Annotated in this window: 17 protein-coding genes; 11 read left to right on the top strand and 6 right to left on the bottom strand. The window is 66.6% G+C overall.

All coding sequences use genetic code 11. The annotated features are described in order from the left end of the window. Positions 1 to 235 precede the first annotated feature (235 nt). Positions 236 to 526: a hypothetical protein gene (locus AC5RWD_RS00645; RefSeq protein ID WP_306921234.1), complete on the top strand. Its 291-nt coding sequence runs from the start codon at positions 236 to 238 to the stop codon at positions 524 to 526. Between the two features lie 22 nt (positions 527 to 548). On the opposite strand, the gene AC5RWD_RS00640 is transcribed toward AC5RWD_RS00645, so the two are convergent. Next, positions 549 to 833, bottom strand: coding sequence for a DUF2630 family protein (locus tag AC5RWD_RS00640; RefSeq protein WP_494018178.1), 285 nt, complete (start codon positions 831 to 833; stop codon positions 549 to 551). A gap of 292 nt (positions 834 to 1,125) precedes the next feature. On the opposite strand from AC5RWD_RS00640, the gene AC5RWD_RS00635 reads away from it, so the two are divergent. The 3 genes from AC5RWD_RS00635 to AC5RWD_RS00625 all read left to right on the top strand — a co-directional run bounded on the left by AC5RWD_RS00635 (position 1,126) and on the right by AC5RWD_RS00625 (position 3,678). Continuing rightward, a complete protein-coding gene (locus tag AC5RWD_RS00635; RefSeq protein WP_494018325.1) occupies positions 1,126 to 2,019 on the top strand; it encodes a glucose 1-dehydrogenase in 894 nt (297 codons plus the stop codon). 256 nt (positions 2,020 to 2,275) lie between these two features. Further along, the gene (locus tag AC5RWD_RS00630; protein ID WP_494018177.1) at positions 2,276 to 3,250 is read left to right on the top strand and encodes an aldo/keto reductase; all 975 of its coding nucleotides are present in this window, start codon (positions 2,276 to 2,278) and stop codon (positions 3,248 to 3,250) included. A gap of 65 nt (positions 3,251 to 3,315) precedes the next feature. Further along, entirely contained in the window at positions 3,316 to 3,678 is a 363-nt protein-coding gene (locus AC5RWD_RS00625) for a DUF6457 domain-containing protein (RefSeq protein ID WP_494018176.1), read from the top strand. Positions 3,679 to 3,700: 22 nt separating this feature from the next. On the opposite strand, the gene AC5RWD_RS00620 is transcribed toward AC5RWD_RS00625, so the two are convergent. Further along, positions 3,701 to 6,022 (bottom strand): FdhF/YdeP family oxidoreductase, encoded by a 2,322-nt coding sequence (locus AC5RWD_RS00620; protein ID WP_494018175.1) that lies wholly within the window; start codon positions 6,020 to 6,022, stop codon positions 3,701 to 3,703. A 241-nt stretch (positions 6,023 to 6,263) separates the two neighbouring features. Here AC5RWD_RS00620 and AC5RWD_RS00615 point away from each other — a divergent pair, with 241 nt between their 5' ends. Both AC5RWD_RS00615 and AC5RWD_RS00610 read left to right on the top strand, forming a co-directional pair. Further along, positions 6,264 to 7,073, top strand: coding sequence for a CPBP family intramembrane glutamic endopeptidase (locus tag AC5RWD_RS00615; RefSeq protein ID WP_494018174.1), 810 nt, complete (start codon positions 6,264 to 6,266; stop codon positions 7,071 to 7,073). Positions 7,074 to 7,186: 113 nt separating this feature from the next. Next, positions 7,187 to 7,828, top strand: coding sequence for a hypothetical protein (locus tag AC5RWD_RS00610; RefSeq protein ID WP_494018173.1), 642 nt, complete (start codon positions 7,187 to 7,189; stop codon positions 7,826 to 7,828). Here the strand turns inward: AC5RWD_RS00610 and AC5RWD_RS00605 are convergent. After that, complete coding sequence (locus AC5RWD_RS00605) at positions 7,825 to 8,793, bottom strand: adenosine deaminase (protein WP_494018172.1); 969 nt, start codon at positions 8,791 to 8,793, stop codon at positions 7,825 to 7,827. The genes AC5RWD_RS00610 and AC5RWD_RS00605 overlap by 4 nt on opposite strands. Before the next feature lie 168 nt (positions 8,794 to 8,961). Here AC5RWD_RS00605 and AC5RWD_RS00600 point away from each other — a divergent pair, with 168 nt between their 5' ends. Then, the gene (locus tag AC5RWD_RS00600; protein ID WP_494018171.1) at positions 8,962 to 11,622 is read left to right on the top strand and encodes an excinuclease ABC subunit UvrA; all 2,661 of its coding nucleotides are present in this window, start codon (positions 8,962 to 8,964) and stop codon (positions 11,620 to 11,622) included. 205 nt (positions 11,623 to 11,827) lie between these two features. Then, the gene (locus AC5RWD_RS00595; RefSeq protein WP_494018170.1) at positions 11,828 to 12,517 is read left to right on the top strand and encodes a transglycosylase family protein; all 690 of its coding nucleotides are present in this window, start codon (positions 11,828 to 11,830) and stop codon (positions 12,515 to 12,517) included. Positions 12,518 to 12,780: 263 nt separating this feature from the next. On the opposite strand, the gene AC5RWD_RS00590 is transcribed toward AC5RWD_RS00595, so the two are convergent. Further along, entirely contained in the window at positions 12,781 to 13,407 is a 627-nt protein-coding gene (locus tag AC5RWD_RS00590) for a hypothetical protein (protein WP_494018169.1), read from the bottom strand. Between the two features lie 166 nt (positions 13,408 to 13,573). Here AC5RWD_RS00590 and AC5RWD_RS00585 point away from each other — a divergent pair, with 166 nt between their 5' ends. From AC5RWD_RS00585 to AC5RWD_RS00575, 3 genes are all read left to right on the top strand, one after another. Then, a complete protein-coding gene (locus tag AC5RWD_RS00585; protein WP_494018168.1) occupies positions 13,574 to 14,572 on the top strand; it encodes an MSMEG_6728 family protein in 999 nt (332 codons plus the stop codon). 5 nt (positions 14,573 to 14,577) lie between these two features. Further along, positions 14,578 to 15,438: an NAD-dependent epimerase/dehydratase family protein gene (locus AC5RWD_RS00580; RefSeq protein WP_494018167.1), complete on the top strand. Its 861-nt coding sequence runs from the start codon at positions 14,578 to 14,580 to the stop codon at positions 15,436 to 15,438. A 134-nt stretch (positions 15,439 to 15,572) separates the two neighbouring features. After that, entirely contained in the window at positions 15,573 to 17,651 is a 2,079-nt protein-coding gene (locus tag AC5RWD_RS00575) for an HNH endonuclease signature motif containing protein (RefSeq protein WP_494018166.1), read from the top strand. 260 nt (positions 17,652 to 17,911) lie between these two features. Here the strand turns inward: AC5RWD_RS00575 and AC5RWD_RS00570 are convergent, their stop codons facing one another. After that, positions 17,912 to 18,232: a hypothetical protein gene (locus AC5RWD_RS00570; RefSeq protein ID WP_494018165.1), complete on the bottom strand. Its 321-nt coding sequence runs from the start codon at positions 18,230 to 18,232 to the stop codon at positions 17,912 to 17,914. A gap of 111 nt (positions 18,233 to 18,343) precedes the next feature. Further along, positions 18,344 to 20,293, bottom strand: a complete 1,950-nt coding sequence (locus AC5RWD_RS00565) for a gamma-glutamyltransferase family protein (protein ID WP_494018164.1) — start codon at positions 20,291 to 20,293, stop codon at positions 18,344 to 18,346. Positions 20,294 to 20,296 lie beyond the last annotated feature (3 nt).

Genomic DNA, 20,296 nt, shown 5'->3' with positions numbered 1-20,296 from the left:
CCCAGTAGTTTGCCAAGGACTGGGCGAATCTGACGACTTTGCTCGGTTAACATTGTGTGTCGTGACCGACTATGACGGAGATAACACCTGAAGTGAGCCGGAAATCTCGGTTATACGGGCTCCCGAAGGTGCTTCCCGCCTCCGTTTTTCCACCACCCGGCTTATTACGCGGCGGCAGAAATAGAAAGTAGGCTGACCTTATAGAGCGACTCAACAGCTGGAAGGAATGATTTTGATGAGTGAACACAGCAGCAACGCAGACGGCTTTATCGTTCCGGACCCTTCGAAGATTCGGGATGACGGCCCCGGCGACGCGGGCGACGACGCCAACGCCATCCGATTCAGCGAGGAGCAGGCCCTCATCGAGGAGCAGTCGCACGGCATTCGCCCAGAGCGCTACAACGTCCCATCCGGCGGGCCAACCATGGAGGAAGCCCGCGGAAGCATGGATCTCTCCGACGACACCGGTGACGCGGCTTCCGCAGACAGCAGCGACGACGGAATGCACAGCGGCCAGGAACAATAGCTCCGTCTATTTCACCGGCCTCTTACTGCACGTAGCCTTCCACCTCATTGACGGGGCGGGCGTCTGCTTCGTTGGGATCCTCGCCCGCCTTGGCCTTTGCCCGGCGCTGGCGCAGCAAGTCCCAGCACTGGTCCAGCGCCTCTTCCACCTGCCGCAGCCGGGCGCGGCGTTCACGCTGAACGTCGGCATCGTCGTCGGATCCGTTCACGCCGGAGCCACTAGCCGGGCTCGACGCTGACGGCTCACGGAGCTGGTGTTCTTCGTCAACCAGCGCCTGGATGCGCTGCAGAATGTCCTGGTCGTCCATCGCTTCACTCCTTGGATTACCGCGTTTCGATTGCCCTTGAGGATTGGCGCCGGCGGCCGCTCGCCAAGGCTGGGACTGCCAGCCTAGTGAGGTGATGAAGCCCGCGGAAGAGGCCGCCGCGCACCGCTCGCAGAGAGATGTCCCGCCCCGCCATCCGAATTACCGGACCACTGGCGGCACCGCCGTCGCCTCGTTAGGGTAGACGGTAAGCATGCTTAGCATTAGTGGCGATGCCGGCAGTGCCCGGAACACGATGATCCTGTCCGCGTTCAACACCATCCGGAGGAGAACCATGACCGACCAGTACACGTTCAAGAATCCTGTCACCGCTTACGAGCACATCGAGCCGCCCAAGCAGCACCAGCCCGAGCCCGGCTTGGACGCCAAGCTTGAACCCAAGGCCGACCTGGGCGAGGACACTTACCGCGGCACCGGACGCCTCGAGGGCCGGAGGGCAATCGTCACAGGCGCCGATTCAGGCATCGGTGCAGCGACGGCGATCGCGTTCGCCCGGGAAGGGGCCGACGTCGTGCTTTCCTACCTACCCGAGGAGGAAGAAGACGCCGCAAAGATCGCGAACCTGATCGAGAAGGCCGGCCGCAAGGCCGTGAAAGTGCCCGGCGACCTCAAGGATGCCGCAACGTGCCAGAAGCTGGTGGATACCGCACTGCAGGAACTGGGCGGACTGGACCTCCTCGTGAACAACGCCGGCAAGCAGGTGGCCCAGGAGGACATTGGGGACATCACCGACGAGCAGTTCGACCACACGCAGAAGACCAACGTGTATGCCATGTTCTGGCTCACCCGGGCCGCAGTGCCGCACCTTCCCGCCGGCTCCACAATCATCAATACGACGTCGATCCAGGCCTACAACCCGTCACCAACGCTCCTTGATTACGCCACCACGAAGGCCAGCATCAACAACTTCACCAAGGGACTTGCCCAGCAGTTGGCCCCGAAGGGCATCCGCGTGAACGCCGTGGCTCCCGGGCCGATCTGGACGCCACTGCAGGTCAGCAGCGGCCAGCCCAAGGAAGCCCTCCCCGAGTTCGGCAAGGACACTCCCCTGGGCCGTGCCGGACAGCCTGCCGAACTCGCCCCGGCGTACGTGTTCCTGGCTTCGGCGGAGTCGAGCTTCGTGGTCGGCGAGACCCTGAACGTCAACGGCGGCAGCCCCACGCCATAGCCGCTGGCGCCGGGACGCGCTTCCGGACCCGGATCCGTCCGGACCCGTGGATTCACTTTGCAGCGCATTCCTGCACCATTTCAGGAAGCAGCACCGCCGCCAGCCGCCGGGAAAACCGCGCCAGCATGCGGGAGACCCGGGGCCGGCGGCGTTTCCGCGCCACAAGGGTGGAGCAAAAATGCCCCGAAGCGCCTTATAGTGGCGACAACACCGCACCTCCCTGAGCCACTCCCGCAACCTTCCTGAGGAGAGCCCCATGGAATCCCGCACACTTGGTTCACTGTCCGTCTCCAGCCTCGGCCTCGGCTGCATGGGCATGAGCGAGTTTTACGGAACCGGCGATGACCGCGAGTCCGTCGCCACCATCCACGCCTTCCTCGACGCCGGGGGAACCCTGCTGGACACCGCAGACATGTACGGTCCTTTCGCGAACGAGTTGCTGGTGGGCAGGGCCATCGCCGGCCGGCGTTCCGATGTTGTCCTGGCCACGAAGTTCGGCAACGAGCGGCTGGAGGACGGTTCCTGGGTGGGCATCAATGGCCGTCCCGACTACGTCCGCGCCGCCTGCGACGCGAGCCTGCAGCGGCTCGGCGTGGACCACATCGACCTCTACTACCAGCACCGGGTGGACAAGACCGTCCCAATCGAGGACACCGTCGGAGCCATGGCAGAGCTCGTCGAGGCCGGTAAAGTCCGGCATCTGGGGCTGTCCGAAGCCAGCGCCGACACCATCCGCCGGGCGCACGCCGTCCATCCGATAACCGCGCTGCAGACCGAGTATTCACTCTGGGAGCGGGAGCCGGAGACGAAGGTTCTCCCGGTACTGGCCGAACTGGGGATCGGCTTCGTGCCCTACAGCCCCCTGGGCCGGGGTTTCCTCACGGGCCAGCTGCGCAGCCCCGACGACTTCGACCCGGACGACTTCCGGCGGCACTCTCCCCGCTTCCAGGGCGAAAACTTGAACCGCAACCTGCAGCTTGTGGACCGGGTCAAGGAACTCGCAGATGAGAAGCAGTGCACTCCGGCACAGCTCGCCCTGGCCTGGTTGCTCGCGCAGGGCGAGCACATCGTCCCCATTCCCGGCACCAAGAAGCGCGAACGCCTCGCCGAGAACCTGGGCGCGGCCGCCGTCGAACTTTCTCCCGGTGACCTGGCCCGCCTTGATGAACTGGCCCCGGCAGGCGCAGCCGCGGGCGCGCGCTACCCGCACATGGCCTCGATAGACACGTAGAGTCCAGCCCCGCCCGTCGGAGCATTGGCACCAACGAGCAAGAGACAGGCAAGAAAGGGAATCCAATGACAGGCATTACCGAAGGCGACGGCGGAACCGCCTCCGCCGGCCAGGCCGGGATCGGCGCCACAGACCAGGACCTCGCGCAGTGGAGCCAGCGGCTCACCCAGGCGCTGCAGATCCTGGATCTCAAGGTGGACCAGCAGCTGGTCGCCCGCCTGGCCGACGAGTCTTCCCGCGCGGTGAACGGGCAGGCCGGTCCGCTTACCGCGCTCCTGGTCGGCTATGCAGCGGGGCTCAAGGCACACGGCAGCAGCGCATCGCCGCAGGAGGCGGTGCAATCGGCGGCCGACGTCGCCCTGCGGCTGTGTGAGCACGGCACCGAAGGCGGCCCCGACAGCGAGGGCTGGTCAAGCACCGCCCAGTAGCCGCCGGGCTCTGTGCCGGGCTCTACGCAGGCTCCGGGCTCTGCCCGGTCTCCGCGCTGGGCTCCAACCGCACGATCACGGCCTTGGACGCCGGCGTGTTGCTTCCCTCCGCGACGCTGTCCAGGGGCACCAGCACGTTGGCCTCCGGGTAGTAGGTGGCCGCGCAGCCGCTGGCCGTGGGGTACGAAACGATCCGCAGCTTCCGCATCACCCGCTCCACGTTGTCCTCATACACGCCGTGGATATCCACAAACTGGCCGTCCCTGAGGCCAAGTTCGGCGATGTCCTCGGGGCTGACGAACACCACGTCGCGGCCCTTTTTGATGCCCCGGTAGCGGTCGTTGTGCCCGTAGATGGTGGTGTTGAATTGGTCGTGCGAGCGGACGGACTGCAGGATCAGCGTGCCGGCCGGCCGGTCGATGCTCTCCAAATGGTTGACCGTCAGCACGGCCTTGCCAGTGGGTGTGGGGAAGGTCCGTGAGTCGCGCGGGCCATTGGGCAGGACAAAGCCGCCTTCCTGCCGGATCTTGTCGTTGTAGTTCTCGCAGCCGGCCACCACATGGGAAATGTGCTCGCGGATGAGGTCGTAGTTTTTCTCGAACCCTGCCCAGTCCGCGCTGGACTTCCCTGCCACCGTCTCCCGGGCGATCCGGCAGACGATCGCCACCTCGGACAGCAGGTTCGGTGCCACGGGCTGCACCCGCCCCGCCGAAGGGTGAACGGCGCACACAGTGTCCTCCACGGACACGAACTGCGGACCGGACTCCTGGACGTCGATTTCCGTGCGTCCCATGGTGGGCAGGATGAGGGCTTCCCTGCCAGTCACCGTGTGCGAGCGGTTCAGCTTCGTGGAGATTTGAACCGTGAGGTCTGTATTCTCCATTGCCGCTTCTGCGGCATGCGTGTCCGAAATGGCGGCCACCAGGTTTCCGCCCAATGCCACGAAAGCCTTGATCCCGCCGTCGCGCATTCTTCGAATGGTCTCCACAGCGTCAGCGCCGTGCTCGCGTGGCGGGTCGAAGCTGAACTCCTTGCCGAGCGCATCGAGGAAGGCCGGCGGCATTTGCTCCCAGATACCCATGGTCCGGTCGCCCTGCACGTTGCTGTGCCCACGGATTGGCGAGGCGCCTGCGCCCGGCTTGCCGATGTTTCCACGCAGCAGGAGAAGGTTGATGATCTCCTTGATGGTGGCCACACCCTTCTTGTGCTGGGTGATCCCCATGGCCCACGTGATGATGACCCGGTCGGCTTTCAGATACCGTGCAGCCAGCTCGTCGATTTCGTCGCTGCGGAGCCCGGTGGCGGCCAGGACGGCCTCTTCATCAAGCCCGTCGAGATGCGCCTTGAGTTCTTCGAGACCCTCGCAGTGCTCGGCCAGGAAGTCGTGGTCCAGCACGGTCCCCGGATTCTTTGCCTCGGCGTCGAGGACCCGCTTCGAAATGGCCTGCAGCAGCGCCATGTCGCCGCCCACCCGGATCTGCAAATACTGGTCCGCGAGGTCGGTGCCGTGGCCAATGATGCCCTTGACCTTTTGCGGGTTCTTGTAGCGCATCAGCCCGGCTTCCGGCAGCGGATTGACGGCCACTATCTCCGCGCCCGCCTCCTTGGCCTCCTCGAGCGCCGTGAGCATGCGCGGGTGGTTGGTGCCCGGGTTCTGCCCCATGATGATGATGAGCTGCGCCTTGGCGAAGTCATCATAGGTGATGGTGGCTTTGCCGATGCCGATGGTCTGGCCCATCGCCCAGCCGGACGATTCGTGGCACATGTTCGAGCAGTCCGGCAGGTTGTTGGTGCCGAACGCCCGCACGAACAGCTGGTAGATGAAGGCGGCCTCGTTCGAGGTCCGGCCGCTTGTGTAGAAGGCGGCCTCGTCCGGGCTGGACAGTCCGTTGAGCTTCCGGCCCAGAATCCCGAATGCCTCGTCCCAGCTCACGGGACGGTAATGGTCTTCGCCTGCCGGCTTGTACACCGGCTCCGTGAGGCGGCCCTGCATCCCGAGCCAGTACTCGGTTCTCTGGCGCAGTTCACTGACGGGGTGCTCGGCCCAGAAGTCCGACTCAATCACCACCGGTGTGGCTTCCCAGGTGACGGCCTTGGCCCCGTTTTCGCAGAACTCAAAAGTCTTCCGGTGGTCCGGGTCCGGCCAGGCGCAGCTCATGCAGTCGAAGCCGTGCTTCTGGTTCAGGGCCAGCAGCGTCTTCTCTGTCCTGCCCAGGCCCATATGTTTGATGGCTGGCTGCATCGAGTGCAGCACGCCCGGGATGCCGGCGGCCCATTCCTTCGGCTTGCTTACCTCGAGGTCCTTCTCGTCCGCCTCTTCAACGTCTGGGTTCTTGCGCGGCATGCTGCACACTCCTTGACTCGGCATCGTCCCGGTACTGCTGTCCGCGGCACCCATCGCCGCAGTTTTGCCTCCCTCACAGGACTAGCAGTTATGGAAGGCGCCTGCAAGCATTCGGACCGCTGCTGGCCGGACTGCGCGTTGCCCGGCTGGACGGCACTGCCCGGCTGGGCGGTCCTTCCTGCTGGCGCTCCTGCGGCGCGGGGGCGGACAATTGGAGCACCTGAGACGGGTTGGAGCCGCAATGGGTTGGCTAAAACACCACAGGCTTCTGGCTTTCTTCATTTTGGCCTACGCCATTTCCTGGGCCTCGTGGCCGTTCTTCGCGGCCGGGCTGATGCCGCGCATGGAATTCCTGCCGGTGGGTCCGCTTGCCGCGGCAATCGTGGTCATAGCCCTGACGGAGGGACGCACCGGGTTCGGCGCATGGGGACGGCGGCTGATCCGATGGCGCGTGGGCTGGATCTGGTACGCCGTTGCGCTTCTGCTCCCTGTGGCACTGGTTCTGGTCACCGGGCTCATAACCATGGCACTCGGCGCAGCCGCCCCGGGACTCGAACGGCTGACGTGGGGCGGGCTCATGACCGTGTTCGCCGTGCGGCTGGTGAACCCGCTGGACGGGCCACTGGGTGAAGAACCCGGCTTCCGCGGTTACGCCCTTCCGCTGCTCCAGGCATCCCGTCCGCCACTGCTGTCCGCGGCGGTCCTGGGCGCCCTCGTGACGCTGTGGCACCTGCCGCTGGTCCTCTTCAACGGGCTGGGCGCCATCGGCCTGCCGACGACATTCGCCATCACTTTCCTCTACGTGTGGCTTTTCAACCGCACCGGCGGCAGCGTCCTCCTGACACTTTTGTTCCACAACAGCCAAGGCACGTTCACCGTCGGTTCCTTCGGTTTCGCCACCGCCGACGCCAGCCGCGCGGAGCTGATCTATTTCCTGGCCGTCGTCCTCGCGGTGCTTACCACAGTGGTGCTGGACCGCCAGGCCTGGCGCAAGGCACCCAGCTCGGCCACCGCCGTCGGGCGTTTCCCGCTGGGGATGCGTCCCACGTGAACGACGTCGGGTGATTGGCACCGTGTGATCGGCACCGATCGCACGCCACCAGGCGCACGCAGCCGGCGGTCCCGTTCAGGACCCGGCAATCCCACCCAAGTCAGGAGGAAACAATGTCCTCACCGCTGGCAAGAGCCGCCGGTCCCATCGCCCTGGTTTCGGGCCTCGCCTTCGCCGCCGTCGACGTGGCCCGCCTGCTCGCCGCGAACAGGAGCCTGGACCGGATCGAGATGATGCGACAGGCGCCCTTCCAGGTCGCGAACGCGCTCTACTGGGTGGTCTTTATCGGGCTCACCCTCGCGCTGGTGTCCGTCTATTTCCGGCTCGGAGGCAGGGCAGGCGGATTGGGCGCCGTCGGCTTCTGCATCGCTCTGGTGGGCACCCTGGACATGGCCGGCAACATGTGGTTCGACGGCTTCGCCGGTCCCTGGATCGCCGACGTCGCCCCCGGCGCGATCCTCGCGGGCGGCTCCGGCATGCTGGCTGTCGGCGGGCTCTCCAGCTACGTCCTTTTCGCCGTGGGCTGGATGTTTTTCGGCATCGCAGGCTGGCGCTCACGCATGTTCCCCGCGTGGATCGGTGTGGCCTTCGTGGTCGCCGGCTTCCTCGGCTACAACGCGGGACTGCCTCCCTACGGGATCCCCATCGGTCTGGTCATGGCGGCGCTGGGCTGGTGGATCATCCGGACGGGCGCACCTGCAGCGGCTCACAGTGGTTCCACGGCCGGGGGCCAGACGGGTGGGACCGGGTCCTAACCCGACAGCTCGGCCAGCAGCTCGTGCTTCCGCTCCTCGCTGGCGAAGGACGACCTGATGGAGTTCGCTGCGAGCCTGACCCGGTCGAACTCGGACAGGCCCAGGACCGATTCGAGCTGGGCGAAGTTGGTGTCCACGTAACCGCCGAAGTACGCAGGGTCGTCCGAGTTCACGCTGACGTTGAGCCCGGCGGCCAGCATCGCCGGCAGCGGATGGGCGGCCAGCATGTCCACAGCCCGCAACCGGACATTCGACAGCGGACAGACCGTCAGCGGCACGCGGTCATCGACCAGCCGCTCCACGAGCTCTGGATCCTCCATGCACCGGATCCCGTGGTCGATCCGCTCCACCGCCAGGATATCCAGTGCCTCCACAATGTACGAAGGCGGGCCCTCCTCCCCCGCGTGCGCAATCTTCCGCAGGCCTGCTTCGCCGGCCCGGGCAAACAGCCGGGTGAATTTCGACGGCGGGTTGCCCACCTCTGCTGAGTCCAGGCCGATGCCGGCGATCGGTGCGTTCATCGTCAGCAGCCCCTCCAAGACCTCGAGCGCCGAATCCTCGGATAGATCGCGCAGGAAGGCGGCAATCAGCAGCGTGGAAATGCCGAACTCCTCCTCGGAGGTGGCGAGCACCGACGCCACGCCGTTGACGCATGTCTCCAGGGAGACACCGCGCGAGAGGTGCGCCTGCGGATCCAGCATGATTTCCGCGTGCCGCACCCCGGCGGCCGCGGCCCGTGTCAGGTAGGCGCGGGTCATGTCCGCGAAGTCCTGCTCGGTCCTCAGCACAGCCATGTTGGCGTAGTACAGGTCGAGGAAGGACTGCAGGTCGGTGAACTCGTACCGGCTCCGCAGCTCGTCCAGGTCCGCATACGGCAGCTCGATCCCGTTCCGTTCCGCGAGCGCAAAGATCAGTTCCGGCTCCAGCGTCCCCTCGATGTGAAGGTGGAGCTCCGCCAAAGGCATCGGCGCCTGCTCCGCCACCAACTCCTCATCAGCTGAAAGCGCAGTTTGATCTGAAGGCCCAGTTTGACCTGAAAGCGCAGCGGGATCGATCGGTTCAGCGGCGGCATCGTAAGTGTTCACCCCGACAGAATAGTCCCCGGACCGGCCATGACCGCTAGAGTCGAACAGATGCGGACTGAAGAGTATGCTGCCCCCTTGGCCGATCTGGACTGGAGCCTGGAGACCGGGCCCGGCGCCCACCACTCAGCGGACGGCTTCGTCCGAGTACGCGGTGCCCGCGAGAACAACCTTCGCAACGTGGACGTGGCCGTCCCGCGCGACGCGATTGTCGCCTTTACCGGCGTCTCGGGTTCGGGCAAGTCCTCGCTGGCCTTCGGTACGATCTATGCCGAAGCCCAGCGCCGGTACTTCGAGTCCGTGGCGCCGTACGCCCGGCGCCTGATCCAGCAGGGCCACAATCCCAAGGTGGAAATGATCACCGGGCTGCCTCCCGCCGTCGCGCTTCAACAGCGCCGCGGGACGCCGAGCAGCCGTTCCACGGTGGGGACGGTGACCACCCTGCCCAACTCGCTCCGCATGCTGTTCTCGCGCGCCGGCAGCTATCCGGCCGGGGCCGGCACGCTGGACTCGGACGCGTTCTCGCCCAACACGGCTGCCGGGGCGTGCCCGGAGTGCCACGGCCTCGGCGTGGCACACACTGTTAGCGAGTCCTCCCTGGTCCCGGACCCGTCCCTGAGCATCCGTGATGGTGCCATCGCCGCCTGGCCGACGGCGTGGCAGGGCAAGAACCTGCGCGACATCCTCACCCACCTGGGCTACGACGTCGACACCCCGTGGCAGGAGCTGCCCCGGAAAGACCGCGACTGGATCCTGTTCACCGAGGAGCAGCCGGTGGTGGAAATCACCCCTCAGCGCGATCGGGTGGCCAAGCCGTACAAGGGCAAGTTCTGGAGCGCCAAGAGCCACGTGCTGCACACGCTCGCGGATTCCAAGAGCACCACGATGCGCGAACGGGTGCTCCGCTTCATGGAAACCGGCCCCTGCCGGCGGTGTAGCGGCAGCGGACTCACACCGGAGGCCCTGGCCGTGACCTTCGCCGGAAGGACGATCGCCGAGCTCAACGCCGTGCCGATGGCCGAACTGGCAGACATCATCCGGCCGACGACCGAGCTGAAGGACGTCAACACTGCCTCCCGCAAGCTGTCCTCCGGCGAAAGCAACGAGGTGGCCGTGGCCATCACGCGCGACCTCCTGCAGCGGATCACAATCCTGCTGGATCTGGGGCTCGGCTACCTCGCCCTGGGCCGGTCGACGCCTACCCTCTCCCCGGGCGAGATGCAGCGCCTCCGGATCGCCACGCAGCTCCGTTCGGGCCTGTTCGGCGTGGTCTATGTGCTGGACGAGCCATCGGCCGGGCTGCACCCCGCCGACGCCGAGCCCCTGCTCGCGGTGCTGGAGCAGCTCAAGTCGTCGGGCAACTCCGTGTTCGTGGTGGAACACAACATGGACATCGTGCGCAGGGCCGACTGGATCGTGGACGTGGGACCGCAGGCCGGAGAGGGCGGCGGCGAAGTGCTGTACAGCGGCCCGGTAGCCGGCCTCGCCGATGTCGAGGCCTCTGTCACGCGCCCGTTCCTCGTCCCGGATGGTTCCGGGGGCGCCACGCCTGCCTGTGGCGCAGCATCTGACGACGGCGTGCCTTCCAGCAGCGCGCCAGCCGGCCGGCGTCGGGAACCCCGTGCCTGGCTGGAACTGAACGACATCACCCGCCACAACCTCCGCGGCCTCGATGCCTCCTTCCCGCTGCAGGTCCTGACCGCGGTCACCGGAGTCTCCGGCTCGGGCAAGTCAACGCTGGTCAGCCACGTGCTGGCCGAGGTGGTCGGAGCCGAGCTGCACGATGACGCGGGCGCTGGCTCTGATTCCGTGGGCGGCGGCGCCGGGGAGGACCAGCCCGTGGACGCCGTCGAACCCGGCACCCCGCTGAGCGTCGGCACGGTGACCGGCCTGCACCATGTGGACCGGCTGGTGACGGTGGACCAGAAACCGATCGGCCGCACGCCCCGGTCCAACCTGGCCACGTACACCGGGCTGTTCGACGCCGTGCGCAAGGAGTTCGCCGCCACGGACGAAGCCCGTGCCCGCGGATACGGCGCCGGACGCTTCTCCTTCAACGTGGCTGGCGGGCGCTGCGAGACCTGCCAGGGCGAGGGATTCGTCGCCGTCGAACTACTGTTCCTGCCTGGCAGCTACGGTCCCTGCCCCGAATGCGACGGCTCCCGTTACAACCCGGAAACCCTCGAAGTTACTTACCGCGGCAAGACCGTGGCCGATGTCCTGGCCATGACCGTGGACGCTGCCGCCGAATTCCTGGCCGACGTTGCCTTGGCGGCCCGGAGCCTGCAGACGCTCCGGGAGGTCGGGCTGGGCTACCTGCGGCTGGGACAGCCCGCCACCGAACTCTCCGGCGGCGAGGCACAGCGCATCAAACTCGCCACCGAGCTGCAGCGGGCACGCCGGGGCCACACGATGTACCTGCTCGACGAGCCCACCACCGGCCTCCACCCCGCCGACGTCCGGCTTCTCATGGCCCAGCTGCACCGCCTCGTCGACGCCGGAAACACGGTGGTCGTGGTGGAGCACGAAATGGACGTGGTGGCGGAAGCGGACTGGGTGATCGACCTCGGGCCGGCCGGCGGTGACGCGGGCGGCAAGGTGGTTGCCTCCGGAACGCCCGCCGCTGTCGCCAGTTCACCCGACAGCCGGACGGCGCAGTACCTGGCTTCGGCGCTCGGCCGGACTGCCTCAGAACCACTTGACTGTCAATAAAGATCTCGATTTGATAACGGCGCGCAACACCTCTAGGGTGGGACACATGCCCGCGCCACGCGGGCCCATGAATGCCCGGTGCCGCCACCACCAGTTACTGCCCGGCCGGCGGACACCGAAATGACCTCTAGTTCGTCAGGGGGCGGGCAGTAGCGCGACAACGTCCGGGGACGGACCGAGCGCGGGTGGCCTCAGGAGCATCCCAATGAAGAAGTCTACTTTCAGTACTGCCGCGCGCCGTGGAGTCACCCTGGCCGCTGTTTCCGCCGCAACCTTGGCCCTTTCTGCCACCGCCGCTAACGCTGCAGTGCCTACCGCGAGCGCTTCCACCTGGGATGCCCTCGCCCAGTGCGAGAGCGGCGGCAACTGGTCCACCAACACTGGCAACGGTTTCTCCGGCGGCCTGCAGTTCACCCCGCAGACCTGGGCCGCTTTCGGCGGAACGGGCTCGCCCCAGAACGCTTCCCGCGCCCAGCAGATCGCCGTGGCCGAAAAGGTCCAGGCCAGCCAGGGTTGGGGCGCATGGCCCGCCTGCTCCGCCAAGCTGGGCCTGAACGGCGGCGGTGGCGCTCCTGCACCGCAGATCCTGCCCCAGAGCGCGCCGGTCCAGGCAGCACCCGTGCAGGCCGCACCCGTGCAGGCTCCGGTCCAGACCGCTCCCGTTGCCCAGACCCCGGTGGCCGAAGTAGCCCAGGCTCCCGTCCAGGCCCGTCACGCTGCCGCCATCTCCGTGAGCGGCGCGACCTACACCGTCCAGGATGGTGACACCCTGAGCAAGATCGCCGCCAAGCTTGGCATCCACGGCGGCTGGCAGCACCTTGCCGACGCCAACGCTGACACCATCAGCAACCCGAACCTGGTGTACGTGGGCCAGGTTCTGCAGCTCCCTGCCTAACCCTGCTTGGACAGGCCGCATAGCGGCAATGCCTTAAAGCTCGACGCCGGGCGGTCCCTTTCGAGGGGCCGCCCGGCGTCGTTGTGTCCCCTGTGTCCGGCGTTGATGCTCATGCCCACAGAGCTGGCCTGCCTTCAGATGGCCTGACTGCAGAGCTGGGCCTGCCTTAAGAAACAACGGCGCCGGGCGCCCCCTGAGTGGGGACGCCCGGCGCCGTTATTAATTCTCTTCAGCGTGACGGCTGGAACCGTCGGTGAAACGTCTTAGGCCGTGGCGGAAAGTTCCCGGACGATGCGCACCTTCCAGGCGGCGTCGTCGCTGGTGTCGAGGAGCGCGACAGTGCCGGAGGCCAGGTGCAGGGCAACCCGCTTCGCATGCAGCAGCTCAAGGTAGAGGTGCTCGTTGACGCGGGCAGGGCTGTCAATGACGAACTTCACGGCGTCGCGTACCTTGCGGTAGTTGTCGCTGCGCTCGCGGTGCAGGTGCAGCTCGAGCTCGTGACGCTGCTTGACGCGCGGCTCGTGCTTGTTCAGCCAGTTCACAGCAGCGTGAACGCCAATCACCAGGGCCAGTGACACTGCATAGATCCACCACCCGGTGGACATCAGGAACAGCGGCAGGTTGGCGACGGCCACCACTGCGATGAAAACACGCAAGGCGACGAGCCGGCGCAGGGTCAGCGCAACGGAAGCAAGCGCGGTGCGGAAACGGTGCTGGTCCTTGCGCGCAGCCGCCGGGTCCAGAGTAAACTCGTCGAGAACGAGGATCCCGTTCGCGTCGGGGGCCAGCATTTGGCCGTACTTCGGGACGAACAGCTGAGGCTCCTGTGACGCGTGTGAATTCGTCTCCGCGGGGGCGGAGGACAGGGGCGCGGGAGAGGTAAAAGTCATGTGTAGGCTTCCAGACGCTGTTGAGGTTTCGGATATCTTAGTGGATTAATCAACCTTCCGTATGCATGGGTCCACTATGTGAACACCCGGCCGTCCATTTTGGCCGCCGACTGTGCCGTCCGGCACTTCAATTGGCACACGGCGCCGGGGACGGCAGACTGAAGGGATGCAAACCTTCCTTCCCTATCCCGATTTCCGGCAAAGCGCGGCCGCGCTGGACACACCCCGGCTCGGCAAGCAGCGCGTAGAAGCGCTGCAGACACTCCGTGCGCTGGTCATCCCGGAATACGGGTGGCAGTCACACCCCGCCATCCGCATGTGGATGGGGCACGTTCCGGCGCTCACCATGTACGGCCTGGCCATGGTGGACGAATGGACCAAGCGCGGCTTCGACGACAACACCCGGGACAACATCCGTGAGTTCGCACCCCAAGCCGCGCACCCGGATTATGCCGCCAAGATTCTGCTCCCGCCGTGGCTCGGCGACCCCGACTTCCACCTGAGCCACCGCTCCAACCTGATCCGCAAGGACCCCCGTTTCTACGAACAGGTGTTCCCTGGCACCGAGCACGGGCTGGAGTACGTCTGGCCGGAGCCCAAGCACGAGTTCCTGCCGGAGGATCCCGAGGGTGACGTTCTCTGGATCCTTCGCGAGCACGTCGGCCACGGCGACCCAGAGAAACTGGACAAGGTTGGGCTTCCGGCCGTGGGGCGGGCTGCCCAGGGCTCCGCTGCTGCTTCGGGTGGCGGGGCTGGTTCGGCCGAGGCTGCTGGTTCCGACGCGGTTGGTGCCAACGGGGCCGGCACTGCCGAGGCCGGGGATTCCGCGGACGACTATCAGTTCGTCTACGCTCAGGAAACTTCCCGCCGCCCCTCCAAGGTTGCACGGAAGGCCCCGGCTAAGCCGCTGGTCAAGAAGCCGTCCCGGAAGCGGCAGCGCCAGGAGGCAGCCTTCTCAACGCTTCCAGGCAAGTCGCCGGTGGCTGTGCCTTTCGACGGCGGCAAGAGGTTCGCCGTCGGAATGGTTGTGGGCCGTCCCATCACGCTCGACGACGGGCGCTTCGGCCGCAACTTCCAGGTCACCGACATCATCGACCGGTCGGCGTTCGACTACCCGGCGCTGCTGCAGGATCCCCGCGTCTTCTTCCCCGTTCCGGCGCTCTGAGTCGGATGACTATCCTTCTCGCCGGCTGCGGCGACCTCGGCACCGAAGTGGGTCTGCGGTTCGCCGCTGCGGGGCACCGGGTGGTGGGCTGGCGCCGCTCGCCGGACAAGCTGCCGGCTGAAATCGAGGGCGCCGCTGCGAACCTAAGCACCGCCGAACTGCCGCGTGTCCCGGCGGACACTACCGCCGTCGTCATTGCTGTGGCGGCGGATGCGCCTACCGAAGAGGCATACCGAAGCGCGTACCTGGACGGCGCAGGGCATGTGCTCGATGCCCTCGAACGCGACCAAGTGAGGCCTGATCGGGTCCTTTTCGTCTCGTCCACAGCGGTTTACGGCGACGCCGGCGGGGGCTGGATCGACGAAAACACGACGCCGGAACCCGCTGGATTCTCCGGCCGCATCATGCGTGAGGCAGAGGATTTGTTGTTGCAGCGCCTCGACGGAACCGGGACTTCACCGATTGTGCTCAGGCTTGGCGGAATCTACGGTCCAGGCCGCACGCGCCTCATCGACCAGGTTCGAACCGGAACCGCCGTCATTCCAGACCAACCGCGCTACACCAACCGCATCCACCGCGACGACGCCGCCGGTGCCATTGTGCATCTGCTCAGCATTCCTGAGGTGCCATCGCGCGTGTATGTGGGCGTGGACAACGATCCAGCCGAGTTGGGCGACGTCCTGCGTTTCCTGGCGGCAGAGTTGGGGTTTGACGTTCCGCCGACGGGTTCCCTGGGCGACGCGCGGGGCGGCAACAAGCGGTGCAGCAACGCGCTGCTTCGGAAGACAGGATTTTCGTACAAGTACCCAACCTTTCGCGAGGGCTACCGAGACATTCTGGCCGGCGTTGGAGTGCGTCACCCCTGACCCGATGCAAGCCGCTGGAAGTGGTTCGGCGGAATTGGCCGTGTTCTAAAAGTTTTTCAAGAACTTTTCCCCTTTCGCCCGCAGTGACCCTCATCACCACTAAAAATGTCAGACCCCGCTGACAAAGTAGTCCCATGGAAGCCATTGGGGAGCAGCTAGCGGATCCCGCAGCCGGGACGGACGTCTCCGGCCTGAGTGCGGCTGCTTTGCTGCGCAGCCGCGGGCTTCGCAGCGTTCCTGGTGTCGGTTTCCGTTCTGACGCCGTTGTCCAGGACGCGGTTGTTAAGGACGGGTCGGACGGCGGTGCTGCCGCCGGCTTTGATGCCGGCAGTCGCGTCGGCGGCGGACTGGCGTCCGTTAGTAGCGCCGCCGCTTCCGGTTCTGCAGCGCTTGGCCCGGCAATGCCCGGCCCGGTGTCAGCAGGTCTGGCAACCCCTGATTTAGAGACGGTCCTGGCGTTGCTGGACTCCGCAACCACCGCGGCGCAGGAGGAACTGGCCACAGCAAACTTCGGCCAGGCGGCAGACTTTGCTGATCTCGCCGAGAAAGTCTCCCGCCGCATCGAGCACCTCCAGCTGCTGGCCGCCGCGGCCGTGGATCGGACGCGGACCGAGGCGATCAACGCCGCCGAAACGGCCAGCCGCGCGGCCGGCTGGACCACCGGCTGGACCACCGAACCCGAACCCGCCACAGCCACCGCCACCACCACCGGCCCCGGTACCGGCGCCGAGAGTGATTCCGGCCTCAGTGCCGCCGACGACGCCAAACCCTCCACAGCAGGTGTGCCGGGGGGTGCGGTGGCCTGGTCCCCGGCCGATGACGGGTCCCGGAACACCGCCGAGTTCCTCCGCACCCGGCTACGGATCAGCACCTCCGAAGCCCGCCGCCGCCTCGCCCTGGCCAACGCCACCCTGCCGCGCACCGGACTCGCCGGCCGGCCCATGCCACCGGCCCACGAAGAAACCGCCGCCGCCCTCACCGCCGGGATCATCTCCTCCCGCGCCGGAACCATCATCACCACCGCCCTGGACAAAGTCCGCCACATCCCCGACCCCGCCGCGATCGCCCAAATGGAACACAACCTCACCCACACCGCGATCGAAAACGACCACGACTTCCTCACCCGCATCGCCCACCGCTGGATCGATGCCCTGGACCAGGACGGCACCGAACCCAGCGAAGAAACCCTCCGCCACCGCCAAGGCGTCTTCCTCCACCACAAACGCGGCGGCCTGCACCACCTCGAAGTCCACGCCACCACCGACCAATTCGAAGTCCTCACCACCATCATGAACACCGCCACCAACCCCCGCGCCACCACACCCAACAGTGGAAATGGCAGCGCGGCCCCGGCCGACCTCGACGCGGCCTTCAACGCCTCCGCCCGGGAACCTGACCTGGACCGCCGCACCCTCCCCCAACAACGCCTCGACGGCCTCGTGGGCGGCTGCAAAGCAGCCCTCGCCGCCGGCACCCTGCCCATCACCGGCGGACTCCGCCCCCAAGTCATGGTCACCATCTCCTACCAGGACCTCCTCAATAGCATCCAAACCACCGCCAACCAAGGCCCCCGCTACAACAAAACCCGCACCACCAACAACCCCGCCACCCGACCAACAAACAACACCCGGCCAACCGGGCAAGACACCCGGCCAACCAGCGAACCCCGGCCCCTGACAGGCACCGGCGACACCTGGCCTCCCTCCGGAGCTGAGACCGTTCCGGGCACCGGCCCCGGCAACGCGTTCCCGGGCACCAACTGGCCCAACACCGCGCTGCCCGGCACACAAACCGGCAGCGGAACCTTCACCTACACCGGCCCCATCACCGCCTCCACCATCCGCAAAATCGCCTGCGACGCCGACATCATCCCCGTCCTCCTCGGCACCGAAGGACGCATCCTCGACATCGGCCGCACCACACGGGTCTTCCCGCCCCACATCCGCAAAGCCCTCTCCGCCCGCGACCAGGGCTGCGCCTTCCCCAACTGCACCATCCCCGCCTCCTGGTGCGAAGCCCACCACATCACCTACTGGTCACAAGGCGGGACAACCAGCACCGACAACGGCGCCCTCCTCTGCACCCACCACCACCACCTGATCCACAAAGAACAGTGGAAAATCCACGTCAAAAACGGCACCCCCTGGTTCATCCCCCCACCCCACATCGACCCCCGCCAACAACCCAGACAAAACCACCACCACAAAACATGAACCAGCAGCAGCGCGGCGCCGCTGGTGCGGTCGCGAAATCGGTCTTGTGTCACCGGCGTGCCGAGATACACGCATAGCCGAGATACACGCATAGCGGAACCGAACACGGGAATATGCACGGGGAGATGCCGCCACTTTCGTGCAGATCCAGAAGTGCGGTGCGGTGCCGGTACGGGGTCAATCACTTCCGACCCAAAACAGAAGCGCCCGGCCCCTCAATCGGGACCAGGCGCTTCCGGTGAAACGATCATTTGCAGCCGCTATGCGTCCTGCCAGCCCCTGCCCTCGGTGAAGGTAGCTACGAGCGTGCCCACGCCTGCCTGCAGCGAATTTGAGGGATCCTCGTACAGGGACGCCTCCGTCGCGCGGCTGTGGGTGATGAGCTGCTCGGCTTCGAGCTTCGCTTCGGGCACGGTGGCACCGATGATGCCGGTACGGGCGGGAAGCTCGGGAGTGTGCACTACGTCAGCATTGGTCTCCGAGAGCGGGATGGTGGTCCCGGCTCGAATCTCGTCGTGCGGAAACTCGAATTCGGCGTCGTCGGGGGCAGCGGGAATCGTGTACTCCAGGAAGTAGTTCATGCCCCCAAGCCTTGCAGATAACCGCCGCACCAGAAACCCCGCACCGCCGCCCGCCGCCACGGTTGTTCACCGCCCAATCAACGCGAACGTGAGAGGAAGACGATTCCGCTCCTACCGTCCCGCCGCGTATCCCTGCGCGCCACGCGGGTTCGCGGCTGCCTGCAGCACGCCGGTCCTCGGATCCCGTACGACAGCGGACAGCCGTCCCAGCGTCCAGCCACCCGCCCGTGTGATCCGGTGTCCCCGCCGTTCCAGTCCGGCGATAACGTCGCCGCCCAATCTATCCTCGACGACGGCGCCGCCAGGCTCCCAGGTGCGCGGCCAGAAAGACCCTGGCACTGACGTTGTATGGAACGCCGGTGCATCGATAGCCTGTTGCGGCGTGTACCCGCCAACGATGGTCCGCAACAGGTACAGCAGCTGCCACTGGTCCTGCTGGTCTCCTCCGGGCGAGCCGAGCGCGGAGACAGCAACGCCATCGCGCAGCACCAACGTCGGCGTCAGCGTGGTCCGGGGCCGCTTGCCCGGCGTCAGCGTGGATGGCGTACCGGGCTCAAGCCACGTCATCTGCAACCGCGTACCAAGGCAAAACCCGAGCTCAGGGATCGCCGGCGACGACTGCAGCCACCCGCCGGACGGCGTGGCCGAAACCATGTTTCCCCACCGGTCCACAACATCGATGTGGCAGGTATCGCCGCGGGTTTCCCCGTTGGACGCCACAGTGGGTTCACTGGGCATAAGTTCACCGAGCGAAAGTTCACCCATGGTCGGTTCGCCAATCGTCGGTTCGCCGACCCCGGCGGCAGCCGCGGAACCCGCGCGGCCGGGAGCGGCACGGTCTCCCGAAAGGGTTGACCCGCCGTCGTCATTCGACAGCGCAGGCGGGACATACTCCGTGCGAAGCGCGGGCATGTACGGTCCACGCCCGGGAACAGAGCCCGGACGGAACTCAAGCGACGCGTTTTCCGTAATCAGCTCCCGGCGCGACGCCGCATATTCGTCTGACAGGAGGTATTCGAACGGGACGTCCGCGTCGCCGTAGTATGCCTCACGGTCCGCAAGTGCGAGCTTCTGGGCCTCCAGGATGGTGTGTGCCCCGAGCTCGGTGGACGGGTCGAGGTGGTCGTCATCGAAGCCGGCCAGGATCGCGAGCGTCTGCAGCAGGGCCGGCCCCTGTCCCCACGGGCCGGTCTTGGCGATGGTGTGCCCGCGGAATTCAAGTGTCGCCGCTTCCTCGTACGACGCGCGGAATCCGGCCAGGTCGGCCATCGTCATGACCCCGCGGTGGTCGGTCCCGGACGAGTGGCGGTGTGGTGTGCGTACGCTTTCGGCCACGGCCCGGGCCACGAAGCCCTCGCTCCATTCCCTGCGGGCAGCGTCGATACGCTCCTCCCGCGTGTGCGCCGGCTCCGCGGCGAACGCCTCGCCGAGGCCGGCACCGGCTTGGACCAGTTTCTGGAAGGTGCGGGCAAGGGCCGGATTCCGGACCAGCTCACCCTCCTCCGGGACTCGCCCCTCCGGCATCCACAATTCCGCAGACGTGGGCCAGTGCTCGCGGAAAAGCCCCGCCACTGCCGAGATCGTGCTGCAGACGCGAGCCAGCACCGGGTGGCCGTCCCGCGCATACCGGATGGCGAAATCCAGGACTTCCGCCAGTTCCCAGGTTCCGTGGTCCCGCAGCAGCAACAGCCAGGCGTCGACGGCGCCAGGTACCGCAGCGGCGAGCGCACCTGATCCGGGCACGAGTTCGAGGCCCTCGGCGCGGAAGTGTTGGACGGTAGCCCCCGCGGGGGCAGGGCCCTGGCCCATCAGGACCACGGGTTTGCCAGGCTCCTCCGCCGTAGTGAAGACGCCCGTCATGTCGCCGCCCGGCCCGTTGAGGTGCGGTTCCACCACATGCAGCACGAACGCGGCGGCGGTGGCTGCGTCGAACGCGTTGCCGCCCCGCTCCAGCACGGCCTGCGCAGTGCCGGTGGCGAGCCAATGGGTCGTGGCGGACATGCCGAACGTGCCCTGCAGGGTAGGACGGGTGGTGAAAGTCTCCGGCCTCGTAAAACTCATAGG

Source organism: Arthrobacter sp. CMU6, assembly GCF_059090205.1.
Note: the sequence above shows the minus strand (reverse complement) of the source record. Positions and strands in the feature narration are given on the sequence as shown.

Bases quoted from the DNA above. Each gene is read 5' to 3' on its own strand.
- AC5RWD_RS00570 (WP_494018165.1), bottom strand. From the start codon at position 18,232: ATGAACTACTTCCTGGAGTACACGATTCCCGCTGCCCCCGACGACGCC.
- AC5RWD_RS00580 (WP_494018167.1), top strand. From the start codon at position 14,578: ATGACTATCCTTCTCGCCGGCTGCGGCGACCTCGGCACCGAAGTGGGT.
- AC5RWD_RS00585 (WP_494018168.1), top strand. From the start codon at position 13,574: ATGCAAACCTTCCTTCCCTATCCCGATTTCCGGCAAAGCGCGGCCGCG.
- AC5RWD_RS00645 (WP_306921234.1), top strand. From the start codon at position 236: ATGAGTGAACACAGCAGCAACGCAGACGGCTTTATCGTTCCGGACCCT.
- AC5RWD_RS00625 (WP_494018176.1), top strand. From the start codon at position 3,316: ATGACAGGCATTACCGAAGGCGACGGCGGAACCGCCTCCGCCGGCCAG.
- AC5RWD_RS00565 (WP_494018164.1), bottom strand. From the start codon at position 20,293: ATGAGTTTTACGAGGCCGGAGACTTTCACCACCCGTCCTACCCTGCAG.
- AC5RWD_RS00605 (WP_494018172.1), bottom strand. From the start codon at position 8,793: ATGCCTTTGGCGGAGCTCCACCTTCACATCGAGGGGACGCTGGAGCCG.
- AC5RWD_RS00615 (WP_494018174.1), top strand. From the start codon at position 6,264: ATGGGTTGGCTAAAACACCACAGGCTTCTGGCTTTCTTCATTTTGGCC.
- AC5RWD_RS00590 (WP_494018169.1), bottom strand. From the start codon at position 13,407: ATGACTTTTACCTCTCCCGCGCCCCTGTCCTCCGCCCCCGCGGAGACG.
- AC5RWD_RS00575 (WP_494018166.1), top strand. From the start codon at position 15,573: ATGGAAGCCATTGGGGAGCAGCTAGCGGATCCCGCAGCCGGGACGGAC.
- AC5RWD_RS00610 (WP_494018173.1), top strand. From the start codon at position 7,187: ATGTCCTCACCGCTGGCAAGAGCCGCCGGTCCCATCGCCCTGGTTTCG.
- AC5RWD_RS00595 (WP_494018170.1), top strand. From the start codon at position 11,828: ATGAAGAAGTCTACTTTCAGTACTGCCGCGCGCCGTGGAGTCACCCTG.
- AC5RWD_RS00630 (WP_494018177.1), top strand. From the start codon at position 2,276: ATGGAATCCCGCACACTTGGTTCACTGTCCGTCTCCAGCCTCGGCCTC.
- AC5RWD_RS00640 (WP_494018178.1), bottom strand. From the start codon at position 833: ATGGACGACCAGGACATTCTGCAGCGCATCCAGGCGCTGGTTGACGAA.
- AC5RWD_RS00600 (WP_494018171.1), top strand. From the start codon at position 8,962: ATGCGGACTGAAGAGTATGCTGCCCCCTTGGCCGATCTGGACTGGAGC.
- AC5RWD_RS00635 (WP_494018325.1), top strand. From the start codon at position 1,126: ATGACCGACCAGTACACGTTCAAGAATCCTGTCACCGCTTACGAGCAC.
- AC5RWD_RS00620 (WP_494018175.1), bottom strand. From the start codon at position 6,022: ATGCCGCGCAAGAACCCAGACGTTGAAGAGGCGGACGAGAAGGACCTC.